The organism is Stenotrophomonas sp. YJH_SMC_65 (assembly GCF_059369475.1).
Genome location: NZ_JCAFSR010000001.1, coordinates 494,285 through 513,068, shown reverse-complemented (window position 1 = coordinate 513,068; position 18,784 = coordinate 494,285). Strand labels below are relative to the sequence as shown.

14 protein-coding genes are annotated in these 18,784 nt (G+C 67.2%); 9 read left to right on the top strand and 5 right to left on the bottom strand.

The window, feature by feature from the left end; translation table 11 throughout:
- The 3 genes from AC5P7A_RS02320 (at position 1) to AC5P7A_RS02310 (ending at position 2,056) form a co-directional block, all read left to right on the top strand.
- A complete protein-coding gene (locus AC5P7A_RS02320) occupies positions 1-888 on the top strand; it encodes a GIN domain-containing protein (RefSeq protein ID WP_014647693.1) in 888 nt (295 codons plus the stop codon).
- A 30-nt stretch (positions 889-918) separates the two neighbouring features.
- Entirely contained in the window at positions 919-1,524 is a 606-nt protein-coding gene (locus AC5P7A_RS02315; RefSeq protein ID WP_495219850.1) for a YggN family protein, read from the top strand.
- A gap of 106 nt (positions 1,525-1,630) precedes the next feature.
- Positions 1,631-2,056 carry a hypothetical protein gene (locus AC5P7A_RS02310; RefSeq protein ID WP_014647695.1) on the top strand — a complete coding sequence of 142 codons (426 nt, stop codon included), beginning with the start codon at positions 1,631-1,633 and terminating at the stop codon, positions 2,054-2,056.
- A gap of 105 nt (positions 2,057-2,161) precedes the next feature.
- On the opposite strand, the gene AC5P7A_RS02305 is transcribed toward AC5P7A_RS02310, so the two are convergent.
- Complete coding sequence (locus AC5P7A_RS02305) at positions 2,162-3,589, bottom strand: class II fumarate hydratase (protein WP_478409025.1); 1,428 nt, start codon at positions 3,587-3,589, stop codon at positions 2,162-2,164.
- A gap of 292 nt (positions 3,590-3,881) precedes the next feature.
- Here AC5P7A_RS02305 and purB point away from each other — a divergent pair, with 292 nt between their 5' ends.
- The 6 genes from purB to lpdA all read left to right on the top strand — a co-directional run bounded on the left by purB (position 3,882) and on the right by lpdA (position 14,081).
- Positions 3,882-5,249 (top strand): adenylosuccinate lyase, encoded by a 1,368-nt coding sequence (gene purB, locus AC5P7A_RS02300; RefSeq protein ID WP_495219849.1) that lies wholly within the window; start codon positions 3,882-3,884, stop codon positions 5,247-5,249.
- A 752-nt stretch (positions 5,250-6,001) separates the two neighbouring features.
- Positions 6,002-7,414 (top strand): ribosomal protein uL16 3-hydroxylase, encoded by a 1,413-nt coding sequence (locus AC5P7A_RS02295; RefSeq protein WP_134809078.1) that lies wholly within the window; start codon positions 6,002-6,004, stop codon positions 7,412-7,414.
- Between the two features lie 9 nt (positions 7,415-7,423).
- Entirely contained in the window at positions 7,424-8,320 is an 897-nt protein-coding gene (locus tag AC5P7A_RS02290; protein ID WP_495219848.1) for a GNAT family N-acetyltransferase, read from the top strand.
- A 186-nt stretch (positions 8,321-8,506) separates the two neighbouring features.
- A complete protein-coding gene (locus AC5P7A_RS02285; RefSeq protein WP_014647701.1) occupies positions 8,507-11,338 on the top strand; it encodes a 2-oxoglutarate dehydrogenase E1 component in 2,832 nt (943 codons plus the stop codon).
- 40 nt (positions 11,339-11,378) lie between these two features.
- Entirely contained in the window at positions 11,379-12,581 is a 1,203-nt protein-coding gene (gene sucB, locus AC5P7A_RS02280; protein ID WP_014647702.1) for a dihydrolipoyllysine-residue succinyltransferase, read from the top strand.
- A gap of 63 nt (positions 12,582-12,644) precedes the next feature.
- A complete protein-coding gene (lpdA, locus tag AC5P7A_RS02275; protein WP_014647703.1) occupies positions 12,645-14,081 on the top strand; it encodes a dihydrolipoyl dehydrogenase in 1,437 nt (478 codons plus the stop codon).
- A 148-nt stretch (positions 14,082-14,229) separates the two neighbouring features.
- Here the strand turns inward: lpdA and AC5P7A_RS02270 are convergent, their stop codons facing one another.
- From AC5P7A_RS02270 to AC5P7A_RS02255, 4 genes are all read right to left on the bottom strand, one after another.
- Complete coding sequence (locus tag AC5P7A_RS02270) at positions 14,230-14,478, bottom strand: hypothetical protein (protein ID WP_053495588.1); 249 nt, start codon at positions 14,476-14,478, stop codon at positions 14,230-14,232.
- Positions 14,475-14,687, bottom strand: coding sequence for a hypothetical protein (locus AC5P7A_RS02265; protein WP_495219847.1), 213 nt, complete (start codon positions 14,685-14,687; stop codon positions 14,475-14,477). Before AC5P7A_RS02265 ends, AC5P7A_RS02270 begins: the two co-directional genes overlap by 4 nt.
- A gap of 210 nt (positions 14,688-14,897) precedes the next feature.
- Positions 14,898-16,490 (bottom strand): alkaline phosphatase D family protein, encoded by a 1,593-nt coding sequence (locus AC5P7A_RS02260; protein WP_495219846.1) that lies wholly within the window; start codon positions 16,488-16,490, stop codon positions 14,898-14,900.
- A complete protein-coding gene (locus AC5P7A_RS02255; RefSeq protein WP_495219845.1) occupies positions 16,490-18,733 on the bottom strand; it encodes a TonB-dependent receptor family protein in 2,244 nt (747 codons plus the stop codon). Before AC5P7A_RS02255 ends, AC5P7A_RS02260 begins: the two co-directional genes overlap by 1 nt.
- Between the last annotated feature and the right edge of the window lie 51 nt (positions 18,734-18,784).

The window sequence follows — 18,784 nt, the reverse complement described above, 5'->3', positions numbered from 1 at the left end:
ATGCGTTCCCTGCTCGCCTGTTCTGCGTTGTTGCTGTTGCCTCTGTCGGCGCTGGCCGCCGATGCTCCGAACTGCAAGTTCACCGCCGCCCGCACGCTGAAGCTGGATGTGGCCGGCGCCAAGGCGGTGGTGCTGGAGGTGAACCAGCATGACCTGAAGGTCGTCGCCAGCAAGGGCGGTGGCCAGCTCGATGGCCGCGCCTGCGCCTCCAGCCAGGAATGGCTGGACCAGCTGGTACTGGAGCAGCGCAGGGAAGGCGACAAGCTGGTCGTCAGCCTGCGCCGCGACGGCCGCCACAGCGGCATCAGCCTGGGCAACAGCTATGCGTGGCTCGACATCCGCGGCAGCGTGCCCGACAACCTGCCCCTGCAGCTCAAGGTCGGCTCCGGCGATGCCAGCGTGGACAACGCCCAATCGCTGAGCGTGGACGTCGGCTCGGGCGACGCGATCGTTCGCGGCACCCGCGGCAGCATCCACGCAGCGGTGGGTTCGGGTGACCTGGACATCGACGGTGGCGGCTCGCTGAACCTGCTGTCGCTCGGCTCCGGCGACGTCAAGGCGCGCAACATCGGCGGCGATGCGGTCACCGGCACCGTCGGCTCCGGTGACCTGAAGATCAGCGATGTCCGCGGCAACGCCCGGCTGGACACGGTCGGTTCCGGCGACATCGGGTTCAAGCGCGTGCAAGGCAACGTCGAGGTCGGCGTGGTCGGCTCGGGCGATGTCGATCTGTCCGACATCGGCGGCAACGTGCACGTGCGCAGCCATGGTTCGGGCGACATCCAGGTCGACGGCGTGCGCGGCAGCCTGACCGTCGACCACAGCGGCAGCGGCGATGTCGGCCACCGCAACGTCGGCGGCACGGTCACCCTGCCCCGCAACAAGTAACCGCCACCGGACCAATTCGAGGGAGTTGCCATGAACCTGCTGCGCCCGCTGCCTGCCATCCTGCTGTGCCTGCCGCTGATCGCCTGCGGCGGCACTTCTTCCACGCCCGACAAGACCGTCGGCAAAAGCGTCGCCGAAGCCACCCGCGGCGTCGGCCAGACCGTCAAGGAGGCCATGGTTGATGCCCGCAAGGACATCACCCAGGGCAACATCAACATCTCCGCCGACAAGCAGCCGCGTGCGGAGATCACGCCGGATGGCCACCTGCTGATCGACGGCAAGGACGTGCCGGCCAACGAGGCCCAGCGACAGCGGTTGCTGGAGTACCGCGGCCACGTCGTCGCCATTGCGATGGACGGCATGGATGTCGGCCTGGCCGGCGCCAAGCTCGGCGCCAGCGCTGCCGGGGAGGCACTGAAGGGCATCTTCAGCGGCGACAGCGAAGGCATCGAGAAGCGGATCAACGCCGAGGCCGAGAAGATCGAAGCCCAGGCCAAGCGCATCTGCCACCGCTTGCCGGCGATGCTGGCCAGCCAGCAGGCACTGGCACGCGAGCTGCCGGCGTTCAAGCCCTACGCAACGATGGACCAGAGTGACGTCGACGACTGCGGCAAGGACACCGTGGTCAAGCGCTAGGCCTGTGACAGATCAGCGCACCGGGCCGGCAGCGGCGCCCCGCTGCCGGCCGTCGTGCGCCGGCCGGCTTACAATGGCGGCCCCGGAGGCCCCCGAACCGAATGCCATGAAGAAGTTGTTCCTGCTGCTGGCCGCCCTGCTCTGCCTGGGCCTGGTCGGCTGTGACAAGGATTACCGCAACCACCGCGCCGAGCGCGGCAAGCCAAAGATCTCCGTCAGCGAAGGCATGGTCACTGTGCGTCGCCCGCCGGCGCCGAACATCATCATCCTCGGCGATGGTTCGATGAAGGTGGACGAGATCCAGATTCCGCTGGACGAGGCACAGAAGCAGATGCTGCAGACCATGTTCGGCAAGCTGCAGGTGCTGCGCCAGAACACCCTGGTCGCCGCCCCGGCCGATCCCAACATGCAGCCGGTGAAGATCCAGCCGCCGGAAGGCATGGAAGTGATCCCGGCCGACCTGGTCCAGCGCATCCCCGAGTTCAAGGACTACACCGACACCTTCGGCAACATCGTCGCCGACCGTCGCTGAAAAAACGCCGCCCCCTGGGCGGCGTTTCCTCTTGTAGAACCGAGCCCATGCTCGGCCCAGGTCCAGGAAGCAGCCGAGCATGGGCTCGGCCCTACGACCGGCAGATCAACCGCCGCCGCCACCGCCCCCCGCGTGGATGCCACCGGCAGTCAGTGCGGCCGGGTCCAGCAGGCGGCGCAGCTCGGCTTCATCCAGGCCGCTGTCCTCCAGCGCGACATCCAGCACCGGACGCTGCTCCTTGTAGGCACGCTTGGCAATCGCCGCCGCCTTCTCGTAGCCGATGATCGGGTTCAGCGCGGTGACCAGGATCGGGTTGCGCGCCAATGCTTCGGCAACGCGATCCTCACGCACCTTCAGCCCGGCAATCGCGCTGTCGGCCAGCAGGCGAGACACATTGGCCAGCAGGCCAATGCCATCCAGCAGGTTCACCGCGATCAGCGGCAGGGTGACATTGAGCTGGAAGTTGCCGGTCTGCCCGGCCACGGTGATCGCGGTGTGGTGGCCGATCACCTGCGCGCAGGCCATCACCGTCGCTTCCGGAATCACCGGGTTGACCTTGCCCGGCATGATCGAGCTGCCCGGCTGCAGCGCCGGCAGTTCGATCTCGCCCAGCCCGGCCAGCGGACCGGCGTTCATCCAGCGAAGATCGTTGGCGATCTTGATCAGCGCCACCGCCAGTGCATTGAGCTGGCCCGACAGTTCCACCGCGTCATCCTGCGCGGCCAGGCCCTCGAACTTGTTCTCGGCGCTGTCGAACTTGAACCCGGTCTGCTGCTTCAACGCCTTGGCCACCTGCGCGCCGAAGCGCGGGTCGGCATTGATGCCGGTACCGATGGCGGTGCCGCCCAGCGGCAGCCGGCGCACACGCTTGAGGCTGTCTTCGATGCGTTCCTGTGCCGAGGCCAGCTGTGCCGACCATGCGCCGAACTCCTGCTCGAAGGTCAGCGGCATCGCATCCATCAGGTGCGTGCGGCCGGTCTTGACCACCTTGCGCAGGCTGCGGCCCTTCTTGTCGAGGGTCTTGCGCAGGTGCACCAGCGCCGGCAGCAGCTGCTCATGTGCCGCCAGTACCGCCGATACGCGCAACGCGGTCGGGATCACGTCATTGGAGCTCTGCCCCTGGTTGACGTGGTCATTGGGGTGCACCGCGGTCTTGCCCGCCTTGCCGGCACGGTTGGCCAGGGTGGCGATGACCTCGTTGGCATTCATGTTCGAGGACGTGCCAGAACCGGTCTGGTAGACGTCGATCGGGAACTGCGCGTCCCAGGTGCCGGCGGCCACTTCGGCGGCAGCGGTCTGGATGGCCTTGGCCACGTTCTTGGGCAGATGGCCCAGCTCGGCGTTGATGCCAGCGGCAGCGCCCTTGACCAGGCCCAGGGCACGGATGAAACCGCGCGGCATGCGCTGGCCCGACACCGGGAAATTCTGCACGGCACGCTGGGTCTGCGCGCCCCACAGGGCGTCGGCAGGCACCTGCAGCTCGCCCATGCTGTCGTGTTCGATTCTGAAACCCTTGCTTGCAGCTCTGCTCATTGCATCAACTCCGCACTACTTCAGTTGGGGAAAGGGAAGCGGCGGCTGGCAGGGTGTCGCTTCCCGGGCTGGCGGCTGCGCCAACGATACTCCCTTGCCCGCAGCGTGGGATGACGAGGACGGGCCAGATCGTTCCGTCCGCAGGGCCGTGTTGTAGAGCCGAGCCCATGCTCGGCTGCCCGCGGGGCGCCGGATTCTCCGAAGCAGCCGAGCGTGGGCTCGGCTCTACAGGGCACGCCCCGCCGGCACGTCGTAGAATATCGGCCCCGCCGCTCGTCCCAGCCCTGCCGACATGTCCGATTCCGCCCTGCTCACCCTGTCCCCGCTCGATGGCCGCTATGCCGGCAAGGTCGACGCCCTGCGCCCGATCTTCTCCGAGTACGGCCTGATCAAGGCCCGCATCACGGTCGAGGTGGAATGGCTGCTGGCCCTGGCCGCCGAGCCGGGCATCGTCGAACTGGCCCCGTTCTCCGACGCTGCCATCGCCCGCCTGCGCGCGCTGGCCGCCAGCTTCAGCCCGGCCCAGGCCGCGCGCGTGAAGGAGATCGAGCGCACCACCAACCATGACGTCAAGGCGGTGGAGTACTTCATCAAGGAACAGCTGAAGGACGACGCCGAGCTGGCGTCGGCGCTGGAATTCGTGCATTTCGCCTGCACCAGCGAAGACATCAACAACCTCAGCTACGGCCTGATGCTGGAACAGGCGCGCCGCGAGGTGCTGTTGCCGACCCTGGACGGCATCGCCAGCACCCTGCGCACCCTGGCCCACACCCAGGCTGGCCAGCCGATGCTGTCGCGCACCCACGGCCAGACCGCCTCGCCGACCACCCTGGGCAAGGAACTGGCCAACGTGGTCGCGCGCCTTGAGCGCCAGCGCCGGCAGATTGCCGCGGTCGAACTGACCGGCAAGATCAACGGCGCGGTGGGCAACTACAACGCCCACATCGCCAGCTACCCGGACGTGGACTGGCCAGCCTTCGCCGAGCGCTTCGTGACCGGCCTGGGCCTGGTGTTCAACCCGTACACCACGCAGATCGAGCCGCACGACAACATCGCCGAGATCGGTGATGCCGCACGCCGCGCCAACATCATCCTGATCGACCTGGCCCGTGACATCTGGGGCTACGTTTCGCTGGGCTACTTCAAGCAGCGCCTGAAGGAAGGCGAAGTTGGTTCGTCGACGATGCCGCACAAGGTCAACCCGATCGATTTCGAGAATGCGGAAGGCAACTTCGGCATCGCCAACGCGCTGTTCGAGCACTTCAGCGCGAAGCTGCCGATCAGCCGCTGGCAGCGTGACCTGACCGATTCCACCGTGCTGCGTGCGCTGGGCACCGCGTTCGGCCACAGCCAGGTGGCACTGGATTCGCTGGCCAAGGGCCTGGGCAAGCTGGAAGTGAACCCGCAGCGCCTGGACGCCGATCTGGACGCGGCCTGGGAAGTGCTGGCCGAGGCCGTGCAGACGGTGATGCGCCGCCACGGCCTGCCGAACCCGTACGAGCAGCTGAAGGCGCTGACCCGCGGCCAGGGCATCACCGCCGAGTCGATGCGTGCGTTCGTGCAGGGGCTGGAGCTGCCGGCGGATGCGAAGCAGCGCCTGCTGGAGATGACCCCGGGCAGCTACACCGGCCTGGCTGAGTCGCTGGCGAAGAAGATTTAAGGGGATTCCTTTGCGGCGGCGGCCGCGGGCGCTGCCTGCGGCAGGCAACGGCAACGGCAACGGCAATAGCAACGTCAAGAGCGGCTCTGGATTGCTGCTAGCTGGGTGGGGCGGGAGGGGCCAGCGGGACACGCCGTGAACCCATCCATGGGGGCTCGATGGCGCCATCCATGGCGCCAACGGTCCCGCTGGCCCCTCCCGCCCCACCTCTGGCAGATTCCCGGTGACGGATCGAAGAGCATTGGGTTGTCGGGACGGAATTTGAAAGAGGGACGCGGCTTCGCCGCGTCCGTCTTTGTTTGAGGGTCTTTTGTAGAGCCGAGCCCGTGCTCGGCTGCTTTTGGGCGTGGGCAACAGCAAGCCGAGCGTGGGCTCGGCTCTACAAGGGCATCAGCAAGCGCAGCGCGCGACCCGCTGTTGCCTTTGATCTTCTTCTTCCATTCCGTGGCGGGCCGCGCAGGAAACTGTCAGGGGCCGGGCGGGTGGGCTGCGCGGGGGTGTCCGCCGCATGGATGCGGCGGCCAAGCTTACAGGGACGTACTTGCAGCGTCCCCCGCGCAGCCCACCCGCCCGGCCAAACCCGGCTTTTGCTTTCAGCGACCAACCCAGACCCCGCCACGAGGGGCTCCGCCGTTGGCCGGACACCCCGCGACAAACCACCGCACGTGCGCAATCCCGACGAACGGCGGACAATGGAACCCTTGGCGGCTCGCCACGCCGCCCCTCCCGCTTTCCGCTGCAAGGATTCCCCCATGGCCGCCCGCAAGTCCTCCGCCCCCCTGATCGAAGTCACCGCCCGCCCCGGCCAGCCGCTCGGCATGGCGCCGGCCACCTTCCTGCGCGACTTCTGGCAGAAGCGCCCGCTGCTGATCCGCAATGCCTTCCCGGATTTCCAGACCCCGGTACAGCCGGAAGACCTGGCCGGGCTGGCCTGCGAGGAAGGTGTGCTGGCGCGCCTGATCGAGCACGACAAGGCCCAGGACGGCTGGCGCGTGCGCACCGGCCCGTTCCAGGAAGACGTGTTCCCCGCCCTGCCCGACCACGACTGGACCCTGCTGGTGCAGGACGTGGACAAGTGGGACCCGGACGTGCGCGCCCTGATCCAACACTTCAGCTTCCTGCCGCGCTGGCGCATGGATGACGTGATGATCAGCTTCGCCGCCACCGGCGGCTCGGTCGGCGCCCATGTCGATCAGTACGACGTGTTCCTGCTGCAGGCCCACGGCCACCGTCGCTGGCAGATCGATGCGAGCGAATCGATCAAGGGCAGGCAGCCGCCGCTGGGCTTCCGCCCGGACGTGGAGCTGAAACTGCTGAAGGTGTTCAAGCCCACCCACGACTGGGTGCTGGCGCCGGGCGACATGCTGTACCTGCCGCCGAACGTGCCGCACCACGGCGTCGCCGAAGACCCCTGCCTGACCTTCTCGTTCGGCATGCGTGCGCCGTCTTCTGCCGAGCTGATCAGCGACTATCTCGACACCCTGATCGCCGATGCCGATGAGAACATCCGCTACCAGGATGCCGACCTGAAGGTGCCGGCCGACCCGAACGAAATCGACACGGTGGCGATGGCGCGGGTGATCGCCGCCCTCAACGCCATCCGCATGAACGACCCGGACAAGCTGGGTGACTGGTTCGGCCGCTTCATCACCACCTACCGCGCCGCCGGCGAAGTGATGGCCCACCAGGCTGCGCCGGCCGCGGAGCAAGTGGTCGAAGCGCTGGCCTCGGGCATGCTGCTGCAGCGCCACCCGTGGGCCCGCCTGGCCTGGCGCCGGGCCAAGCGTGGCGCCAGCCTGTATGTCAGCGGCCAGGACTTCGCGCTGCCGGTGAAGGACGCGCAGCGACTGGCCGGCGCCGAGCAGCTCGACGCCGCCGCCTATCGCGGCCTGTCCGACAAGGGCCGTGCCGTGGTCCAGCAGCTGCTGGTCGGTGGTGTGTTCCAGCTGATCGACCCGAATGAGGTGTACGAGGCCGAAGACGAGGAAGACAGCGAGGATGCCGTGGTGCTCGGCGAGGTCGTCGAAGGCCGCGACCGCGTCGAGGCGATCGACGCCGACGCGGTGTCCGACGATGTCCACTCCGTGACCGTGCACGACGACGGTATCGAGGTCATCGTCAACTTCGAGGACGACGACGAAGACGACAGCACCGGCCGGGCCTGAGCCATCGTCATGATCCGGGTCCAGCAGGTCAGCCACGCCGACGCCCACGTTGCCATCCACGACGTGCGCCAACGCGTGTTCGTGCAGGAACAGGGCATCGCCGCCGAGCTGGAACGCGATGCGCTGGACCCGGTCAGTGCCCATGTGCTGGCGCTGGACAGTGACGGCCAGCCGGTCGGCACCGGCAGGCTGGCTCCGGACGGCCGCATCGGCCGCATGGGCGTGCTGGCCACCCATCGCAGCAACGGGGTCGGCGAGGCCCTGCTGGCGGCCCTGGTCGAAGCCGGGCGCCGGCTCGGCCTGGCCGAACTGCACCTGCACGCCCAGCTGCCCGCGCGCGATTTCTATGCACGCCAGGGCTTCCTGCCCGAGGGCGAGGTGTTCGAGGAAGCCGGCATCGGACACCAGCAGATGCGCCGCCGGCTGGGCGTGGCCAGCGCCATCGACAGCCGCGTCGAGGCGGTGGCGATCACCACGGCCATCATCCACCGCGCCCGTCGCCAGCTGTGGCTGCACAGCCGCCAACTGGACCCGGGGCTGCTCGACGCGCCCCCGGTACAGTCCGCCCTGCGCCGCTTCGTCACCGCCCGCCACGACAAGCAGCTGCGGGTGATCGTGCACGACGCCGCCGCGATCGCGTCTGCCGGGTCGCCGCTGCTGGCGCTGGCCCAGCGCCTGCCCAGCGTGGTCCAGTTCCGCGAGGTCAGCGATCCGGTCGACCGCGCGCTGGCCTCGGCCTGCCTGCTCAACGATGCGGGCGACTTCTACTTTCGTCTGATCGGCCATCGCCTCGACGGCGAGGCCGGCATCGCGCTGCCAGCACGTTCGCAGCCGTTCGAGCAGCAATTGCAGCGTGTCTGGGACCGTTCGCGCGTCTGCAGCGAACTGCGTGCGCTCGGCATCTGAGTCGGCACAGCCGACCGAACCTGTCTGGAACCGGCATCGGCGGACGCGGGATACCTGTGGTGGTGCCCCTTCGTGTCCGGTTGGGGGTACAATTTGGCTGTTTGAACGCGCCCGCGCAGGGCTATTCATCTTCCTGCCGGGTCCTTCTGAAGCCATACCCCACAAAGCGAATCAACACCCTCCATCGTGGACAATCAACTGAAGCAGTTTGCGCAATCTTCGCAACTCGCCGGCGGCAACGCCTCCTATGTCGAGGACCTGTACGAGCAGTACCTGGTCTCCCCGGATAGTGTCGATCCCAAATGGAAAACCTACTTCGACGGCTTCAAGGGCCGCGAAGCAGGTGACATTCCGCACTCGGCCGTCATCTCCCACATTGCGGACGCGGCCAAGGATGCGCTGAAGGCCGGTACCGGTAACGGTGCAGGCGACGAGCGCGAGCGCAATGTCGGTCGTCTGATCACCGCCTACCGTTCGCGCGGCCACCTGGACGCCCGCCTCGATCCGCTGGGCCTGGCCGCACCGGTCAATACCCCGGATCTGGGCCTGCCGTTCCACAGCCTGTCCGATGCCGACCTCAACAGCGAGTTCAGCACCGGCGGCGTCGGCGGCCAGCCGCGCATGAAGCTGCGCGACCTGCTGGCACGCCTGAAGGCGACCTACACCGGCTCGATCGGTGCGGAGTTCATGCACATCTCCGAGGTCGAGCAGCGCCAGTGGATCTACAAGAAGCTGGAAGCGGCCGGTGGCAACTACCAGCTGGACGCTGACACCCAGCGCCGCACCCTGGAGCGCCTGACTGCGGCCGAAGGCCTGGAGCGCTACCTGCACACCAAGTACGTCGGCCAGAAGCGGTTCTCGCTGGAAGGCGGCGATTCGCTGATCCCGATGATGGACACCATCATCCGCAACGCCGGCAAGGATGGCGTCAAGGATGTGGTGATCGGCATGGCCCACCGTGGCCGCCTGAACGTGCTGGTCAACACCCTGGGCAAGAACCCGCGCAAGCTGTTCGACGAGTTCGAAGGCAAGTTCGAGCACGACGAGCACGCCTCGGCCGGTGACGTGAAGTACCACATGGGCTTCTCCGCCGACGTCGCCACCGATGGCGGCCCGGTGCACCTGGCGCTGGCGTTCAACCCGTCGCACCTGGAAATCGCCGACCCGGTCGTGGCCGGTTCCGTGCGCTCGCGCCAGGAGCGCCGCAAGGACACCGCGCGCAAGCAGGTCATGCCGATCCTGATCCACGGCGACGCGGCCTTCTCCGGCCAGGGCGTGGTCATGGAACTGTTCCAGATGTCGCAGGCCCGCGGCTTCGCCGTCGGCGGCACCGTGCACATCGTGGTCAACAACCAGGTCGGCTTCACCACCTCCAACCCGCTGGATACGCGTTCCACGCGCTATGCCACCGACGTGGCGAAGATGATTGCCGCGCCGGTGCTGCACGTGAACGGCGATGACCCGGAAGCAGTGGTGTTCGCCGCACAGCTGGCCTTCGAGTTCCGCCAGACGTTCGCCAAGGACGTGGTCATCGACCTGATGTGCTACCGCCGCTGGGGCCACAACGAGGCCGACGAACCGGCGATCACCCAGCCGCTGATGTACCAGGTGATCCGCAAGCACCCGACCACCCGCGAGATGTACGCCGAGCAGCTGGAAAAGGCGGGCGTGATCGCCGCCGGCGCCGGCAAGGCGATGGTCGATGCCTACCGCGAGAAGCTGGACGCCGGTGAAGTGACCACCGAGCTGGCCAAGGTCGAGAAGACCCCGCCGAGCAGCCCGCTGTTCGTCGATTGGCCGAAGCTGCTGGAAGGCAAGCTGTCCGACCCGGTCTCGACCAAGGTCGAGAAGAACAAGCTGGTCGAGCTGGCCAAGCTGATCAACACCATTCCCGATGAAGTGCAGCTGCACTCGCGCGTGGCCAAGGTCTATGACGACCGCCGCAAGATGGCCGCCGGCGAGATCCCGGGCGACTGGGGCTTTGCCGAGAACCTGGCCTACGCCACCCTGCTCGACGAAGGCCATGCACTGCGCCTGGTCGGCCAGGACGTGGGCCGCGGTACGTTCACGCATCGCCACGCGATCCTGCACGACCAGAAGACCGACAACTACTACATGCCGCTGCGGCAGCTGGTGGATTCGCCGGAGAAGGCCACCGTCATCGATTCGCTGCTGAGCGAAGAAGCGGTGATGGCCTACGAGTACGGCTTCTCCACCACCGATCCGAACACGCTGTGCATCTGGGAAGGCCAGTTCGGCGACTTCGCCAACGGTGCCCAGGTGGTGATCGACCAGTTCATCGCCGCCGGTGAAGCCAAGTGGGGCCGCATTTCCGGCCTGACCCTGCTGCTGCCGCATGGCTATGAAGGGCAAGGCCCGGAACACAGCTCGGCGCGCCTGGAGCGCTTCCTGCAGCTGTGCGCGCTGGAGAACATGCTGGTGGTCGTGCCGTCGACCCCGGCCCAGGCCTTCCACATGCTGCGTCGCCAGCTGCACATGACCACCCGCAAGCCGCTGGTGGTGATGTCGCCGAAGTCGCTGCTGCGCCACAAGCTGGCCGTGTCGACCCTGGACGAGCTGGCCAACGGCGAGTTCCAGCACCTGATCGGCGACGCCAACGCAGACGCCAAGAAGGTCAAGCGCGTGGTGCTGTGCTCGGGCAAGGTCTATTACGACCTGCTGGAGGACCAGATCAAGCGTGGCCAGGACGACGTGGCGATCATCCGCGTGGAGCAGCTGTATCCGTTCCCGCGTGCGCTGCTGGCGGCCGAACTGAAGAAGTACGGCAAGGCCACCGACGTGGTGTGGACGCAGGAAGAACCGCAGAACCAGGGCGCGTGGTACCAGATCCGCCACCATCTGCAGTTCTGCCTGGCCGATGGCCAGAACCTGCACTACGCCGGTCGCGCACGTTCGGCCTCGCCGGCTGCCGGTCACATGGCTGACCACGTCCGCGAGCAGCAGCAGCTGATCGCCGACGCACTGGTCAACCCGTTCAACGACACGTTCGCTGAATAATCCTCCCCCTATTTAGAAGACAAACCAGGAAGCTCCCGCAATGGCCACCGAAGTCAAAGCCCCGGTACTGCCCGAATCCGTCGCCGACGGCACCATCGCCACCTGGCACAAGAAGGTGGGCGACGCCGTCAAGCGCGACGAAAACCTGCTTGACCTGGAAACCGACAAGGTCGTCCTGGAAGTGCCGTCGCCGGTCGACGGCGTGCTGAAGGAAATCAAGTTCGCCGAAGGCTCGACCGTGACCTCCAGCCAGGTCGTGGCGATCATCGAGGAAGGCGCCGTTGCAGCTGCTCCGGCACCGACCGCCGAGGCCGCTCCGGCCGCTGCTCCGGCCGCCGCCGCTCCGGCTCCGGCCGCTGCCGCTGCGCCGGCCCCGGCCGCCAAGTCGGCCGCCGATGCGCTGCCGCCGGGCGCCCGCTTCACCGCCATCACTGAAGGCGTGAACCCGGCCGATGTCGACGGCACCGGCCGTCGCGGCGCGGTCACCAAGGAAGACATCGTCAACTTCGCCCGCAACGGCGGCGCCGGCAAGGCCGGTGGCGCACGCCCGGAAGAGCGCGTGCCGATGACCCGCATCCGCAAGCGCATCGCCGAGCGCCTGATGGAGTCGAAGAACTCCACCGCGATGCTGACCACCTTCAACGAAGTCGACCTGTCCAAGGTGTCGGCGGCGCGCAAGGAACTGCAGGACGAGTTCGTCAAGGCACACGGCATCAAGCTGGGCTTCATGAGCTTCTTCGTGAAGGCCGCCGCCAACGCGCTGCAGCGCTTCCCGCTGGTCAACGCCTCGATCGACGGCGACGACATCATCTATCACGGCTACTCGGACATCTCGATCGCCGTCTCGACCGAGAAGGGCCTGGTCACGCCGGTGCTGCGCAACGTCGAGCGCATGTCGTTCGCCGACATCGAGAAGACCATCGCCGACTACGCCAAGAAGGCCCGTGACGGCAAGCTGGGCCTGGAAGAACTGCAGGGCGGCACCTTCACCGTGACCAACGGCGGCACCTTCGGTTCGCTGCTGTCGACCCCGATCATCAACCCGCCGCAGAGCGCCATCCTGGGCATGCACGCCATCAAGGAGCGTCCGATCGCCCAGAACGGCCAGGTCGTGATCGCGCCGATGATGTACCTGGCGCTGTCCTACGACCACCGCATCATCGACGGCAAGGACTCGGTGCAGTTCCTGGTGGACATCAAGAACCAGCTGGAAAACCCGGGCCGCATGCTGTTCGGCCTGTAAGACACCTCCCGCCCCTCCGCGCCTGCGCGGAGGGGTTCTGGTAATGCATCAAGGAATAATTCAATGGCTGAACAATTCGACGTCGTCGTCATCGGTGCCGGCCCGGCCGGTTACCACGCTGCCATCCGCGCGGCCCAGCTGGGCCTGAAGACCGCCTGCATCGATGCAGCGCTGGGCAAGGACGGCAAGCCGGCCCTCGGCGGCACCTGCCTGCGCGTGGGCTGCATCCCGTCCAAGGCGCTGCTGGATTCCTCGCGCCAGTTCTGGAACATGGGCCACATCTTTGGCGACCACGGCATCAGCTTCAAGGATGCCAAGATCGACGTCGAGGCGATGGTTGGCCGCAAGGACAAGATCGTCAAGCAGTTCACCGGCGGCATCGGCATGCTGTTCAAGGCCAACAAGGTCGCCGCCTACTACGGCTTCGGTGAACTGCAGCCGGGCAACGTGGTCAAGGTCACCCAGCATGACGGTTCCATCGTCGAGCTGAAGGGCACCAACGTCATCATCGCGGCCGGTTCGGATTCGATCGAACTGCCGTTCGCCAAGTTCGACGGCGAGACCATCGTCGACAACGTTGGCGGCCTGGACTTCACCGAAGTGCCGAACCGCCTGGCCGTGATCGGCGCCGGCGTGATCGGCCTGGAACTGGGCAGCGTGTGGAAGCGCCTGGGCGCTGAAGTCACCATCCTGGAAGCCATGCCGGAGTTCCTGGCGGCTGCCGATGCCGAAGTGGCCAAGGCGGCTGCCAAGGAATTCAAGAAGCAGGGCCTGGACATCAAGCTCAATGCCAAGGTCTCCAAGACCGAGATCACCGGCAAGGGCAAGAAGAAGGAAGTCATCGTCACCTACACCGACGCGGAAGGCGAAAAGACCCTGACCGTGGACAAGCTGCTGGTGGCCGTTGGCCGTCGCGCCGCCACCAAGGGCCTGCTGGCCGAAGGCACCGGCGTCAAGATCAACGAGCGCGGCCAGATCGAAGTCGATGCGCACTGCCACACCGGCGTCAACGGTGTGTGGGCAGTCGGCGACTGCGTGCGCGGCCCGATGCTGGCGCACAAGGGCTTCGAGGAAGGCATCGCGGTGGCTGAGCTGATCGCCGGCCTGCCGGGCCACGTCAACTTCGACACCATCCCGTGGGTCATCTACACCGAACCGGAACTGGCCTGGGTCGGCAAGACCGAAGCGCAGCTGAAGGCCGAAGGCATTCCGTACAAGGCCGGCAGCTTCCCGTTCGCCGCCAACGGCCGTGCCGTGGCGATGATCGAGCCGGCAGGCTTCGTGAAGATCCTGGCCCATGCCGAAACCGATCGCATCCTCGGCATGCACCTGGTCGGCGCCAACGTCTCCGAGCTGGTGCACGAAGGCGTGCTGACCATGGAGTTCAGCGGTTCGGCCGATGACCTGGCCCGCATCTGCCACGCCCACCCGTCGCTGTCGGAAGTGGTCCACGACGCGGCGATGGCGGTCAGCAAGCGCGCCATCCACAAGGCGAACTGATCGGCATCATGGTAGGTGCCGACCGTTGGTCGGCACTCACCTGCAGACGAAAAACCCCGCCCCGGCGGGGTTTTTTGTTGCCCGTTTCCCTGTAGCGCCGAGCCCACGCTCGGCTGCCCTGCAAAGGCCGCCGAGCATGGGCTCGGCGCTATACCTTTCCAGCCGGCTTCTTCGGTGGATCCTCACAGACCCTGTGCTGTACCACCGTATCGCCGGCCTTCCATTGCTTGACCACCCGGCAGCGCGCCTCGGCTTTCGGCGCAGGGACCGCCGCTGCATTGGCTTCGTCAGCCGCAGCGCTCTGCTCGCGCTCCAGCCACGCCGACGGGGGTACCGGGGGTGCGGCCAGCACCGGGCCTGGCAACAGGACCAGACCGGCCAGCAGCACCCTCCTCATGCGGGAACCGCCCGGCCGCCAAGCAACCGCACCGGCAGCATGAACAGCGCGCGCAGGAAGGCGAACAACGCCGAGAAGGTGATGCCGACCAGGCGGAACGGCAGGCTCAGCAGCCACACGAGCGGCCAGGCGATCAGGGCGAGGATCGCCAGCGGCCAGCACAGCACGAACAGCAGGCACCACACACCGAGCGCGAACAGGGTCTTCATCACGGTCTCCTTGGGGCGGCACCCTGCCGCCTGCGGACACCTTGGCGCCCTGCCCTCGCCGCCGGCAAACGGTTTGCGACGAAACCCGGGCTGGGGGCGATGAAATCCGGTGCAGGGCCGTCGTTGTAGAGCCGAGCCCGCGCTCGGCTGCTCTTCGTTGCGATCACAGAAAACCCGCGCTGCGCGCGACAGCCGAGCGTGGGCTCGGCTCTACAGGAGCTGCACCGCGCCCGGGCGGCCATGGGTCACCTGGAATCGCGCCGCGGTACGCACTGCGGCATCCGGGCGCAGCACGCTGTCGGCGAAGCGGAGCTCGGCGTCCACGGTCTGCCGGTTCAGCTGCAGCTCCCACCAGCCGCGGCGGTCGCCGTCGAAATAGCGGATATGCGGGTTCTGCGGAATCGATGGCCCGTAGTACGGCCCGTACGGCGTGTCGTCGCCGCCACTGCTGATCGCCGGGGCGATGAATTCGGTGGCCACGACCGGCGCGCTGGCCGCGTCGAAATCCAGCTTCAGGTCGTTGACGAAGGTGGAATGCCAGTCGCCGCCCAGCACGATGGCATTGCCCTGCCCGCCCGCCTGCATCGCCTGCAGCAGACGCCTGCGTGCGGTGGGATAGCCATCCCAGGCGTCGTTCCAGAAGCGCTCGCGTGGCGTGCCGCCGTCCAGCCGCAGCTGCGACATCAGCAGCTGCTGCACCACGACGTTCCAGCGCGTGCCCTGCGCGGCGGCCATCGACTGCGTGAACCACGCTTCCTGCCCCGTGCCGAGCATGCTCATGCGCGGATCCAGCGCCGCTTCGCAGCGCGGTGACTCGCCCACACCGCAGGGATTGGCCGGGCGGAACTGGCGGCAGTCGAGCAGGGTCAGCTGTGCCAGATCGCCGTAACGCAGGCGCCGGTGCACGCGCAGGCCGCCATTGCCCGCAGGCGTGCTGCGCATCGGCAGGTGTTCGTAGAACGCGCGGTAGGCCACCGCGCGGCGAACGATGAAGTCCTCGATCGACACGCCGGGCTTCTCCGGATGGATGCCCGAGTAGTCGTTCTGCACCTCGTGATCGTCCCAGATCACCGCGAAGGCGTGTGCGGCATGGGCCGCCTGCAGATCCGGGTCGAGCTTGTACAGCGCGTACTGGTCACGGTAGCGCTCCAGGCTCACCGTCTCGCCACTGAAACGCGCCGCGTCCAGCATGGTGCCACGCACGTTCTGCAGCGGGCTGTATTCATACAGGTAGTCGCCGGCATGCAGCACGAGGTCGACATCGCTCCGTGCGATATCGCGCAGCACCGGATAGTAGCCACTGTTCCAGGCCTGGCAGGTGCACAGGGCCAGCCGCAGCTGCTGCAGCTGCGTGTCCGGTAGCGACGCGGTGCGGAAGTGGCCGACCGCGCTTTCCTCATCGCCATCGCAGGCGAAGCGGTAGTAGTAGTCGCGGCCCGGGCGCAGGCCATTGACCTCCACGTGCACCGAATGGGCCAGCTCCGGCACCGCGGCTGCAGTACCCCGCTGTACCAGCCGGCGCATGCCGGCGTCTTCGGCCACGAACCAGCGCACCGGCACCGCCCGCGACGGCATGCCGCCGCCGTTGAGCGGGTCCGGCGCCAGCCGCGTCCACAACACGGCCCCCTGTGGATCCGGATCACCGGCGGCGACACCAAGGGTGAACGGATCACGCCCCAGCCGCGGCCGTGGGCCGGCCGTGGCCAGCCCCGGCATCGCCGCCAGCGCGATCGCCGCCCCCGTGCCCTGCCACGCCATGCGCAGCAGGCGACGACGGCGTTCCGGATCCACAGGCCCGCGCATCAGAAGCGCACGGTGGCGGTGGCCATCACCTGGCGCGGCGCGCCGACCTGCATGGTCGCCAGGCTGCGGGTCGGGTCGGCGGCGTAGGTGCCGTTGGTGTTGATCGAGGACAGGTAGCGCTTGTCGGTCAGGTTGGTCAGGTTCAGCGACATGGTCAGGTTCTGCGCCGGGCCCAGCGCGCCGAAGTCATAGGCCACGGAGGCATTGACCAGCCAGTAGCTCGGCACCGACGCGTCGTTGGTATAGGTCACGTAGCGCTTGCCGACGTGGTTGGCCGACAGGCGCATGTCCCAGGGGCCCGGGGTCCAGGCCAGGGTGCTGGCGAACATCCATTCGGGGGTGTCGACGGTCTTCTTGCCGCGGGTCGGCACCACGCCATTGTTCACGTAGTCGTTGTCGTAGGTGCTGTCATTCCAGGACAGCGCGTTGGACCAGGCCAGGTCCTGCATCGGCTTCAGCTGCAGTGTCGCCTCGGCGCCGCGGCTGGTCACCGAACCGACGTTGGAGAACAGCGCCGGGCAGCCGAGGATGCCCACGCACTGGGCGATCGCCAGCAGGCGGTTGTCGAACTTGACGTCGTACACCGCAACCGAGGCTTCATAGCCCTTCCCGTAGCCGCGCCAGCCCAGTTCCAGGGTGCGTGACTGTTCCGGCTTCAGGTCCTGCGCGCTGGCATCGAACGCCGCCTGCGGCACGTTGAACGGGCTGCCCACGCCCAACGCGTAGGCGGCGATGTTCCTGGCGAACGAACCGAAGATCTCGTTGCCTTCGTTGAGCTTGAAGTTGAATCCCGCCTGAGGCAGCAGGCCCTTCTTCGAAGTCAGGCTGCTGTTGTTGGCATAGCTGCCCAGTGGCGTGCGCACGCGGGTGCGGGTGTGCGGCGACTTCGCACCGATGTCGATGGTCAGCCGGTCATCGAACAGGCGGAAGCGGTCCTGCACGTAGAACTGGCGGGTAATGGTGGTGTAGCGCTGGTGCCACACGCGCTGGTCCGGGTTGCGCAGGAAGAAGTCGTCGGTGACCGGGCCGTCGATGTAGTAGAAGTTGCGCTGCACGCTGTGGCCGTTGTCCTCGTACCAGAGACCGGCTTCCAGGTCGTGGCCACCGACGTTCCAGGTGAACGCCGAGGTCACGCCGGTACGGTCGATCGCGTACTCGGTGGTGCGGATCGAGATCGGAATCTCGCGACCGGTGCCCGGGTTGGACGGATTGGACGGGCTGAACCAGTGGCCCTGGCCACGGTTGCTGTGGTTGTAGACGTTGACCTTCAGCCGCATCGACTCGTTCAGGCCGAAATCGCCGGCGATGCTGGACAGGTCATCGTTGCGCAGGCCGTGGCCGGAGTAGTACGCATCCCAGGGGCTGTTGACGCCGCCCGTGAACCTGCCGCGCGCGGCGGCGACGGCACGATCCCAGTCCGGCGCGTAGTTGTCCCAGTCCCAGCCAAGGCGATCGATCATCTCCAGCGACAGGTCCTGGTAGTCCGCCTCGACGCGGCGCGAGGCGTTGAACAGCGCGGTGATCCTGCTGTCCGTTCCGAAATTGTAGGTGGCCTTGCCGTTGAACTGTTTCAGCTCCTGCGAGCCCTTGCCCTTCCACTTGTCGCCTTCGGAGTACACGCCGGACAGGTAGGCCGCAAAGCCCTGGTGCTCACCGGTCTCCAGGCGCGCATAGCTGCGCCGCGCGCTGTCGCTGCCGAAGCCCTGCGCCAGCACCACGCCGTACTCGGTGGACGGATCGATCGAATAGAACTGGAACACGCCACCGAGGTTGCTGGTGGACGGCGTACCCAGCGCGCCGATGCCGGTGGACACTTCGGCTCCGCCCAGGTTCTCGCTGATCACGGCACGGCTGATGTGCAGGCCGTTGCTGTTGCCATAGGCCATGTTGCCCAGCGGGATGCCATCGAGCGTGTAGCCCAGGCGGCTCTGGTTGAAGCCACGCAGGCTGATGGTGGTGGACCATTCGTAGGCGCCGGTGGCATCGGCCGACTCGAAGTGAACGCCCGGCTTGCTGGCCAGCAGCTTCAGTGGGTTCGCACCGGGCGGCAGGATCTTCATGTCCTCGGCGGTCACGCGCTGCACCTGGCGGGCTTCACCGCGGCCGATCACCGAGATCGAATCGAGGGTGGTCGCCGACGGTGCGTCGGGGGCGGGGGCGGGTTCAGCGGCAGCGAGCGACGGCAGCGAAGCACAGACCAGCAGGGCCAGCAGATTGCGGCGAAGCGGAGCGTGGGACGACATGGAGGCGGATTCCTTGGGCACGCTGGACGCCGAAGGGCGGCGTCGAAGGGC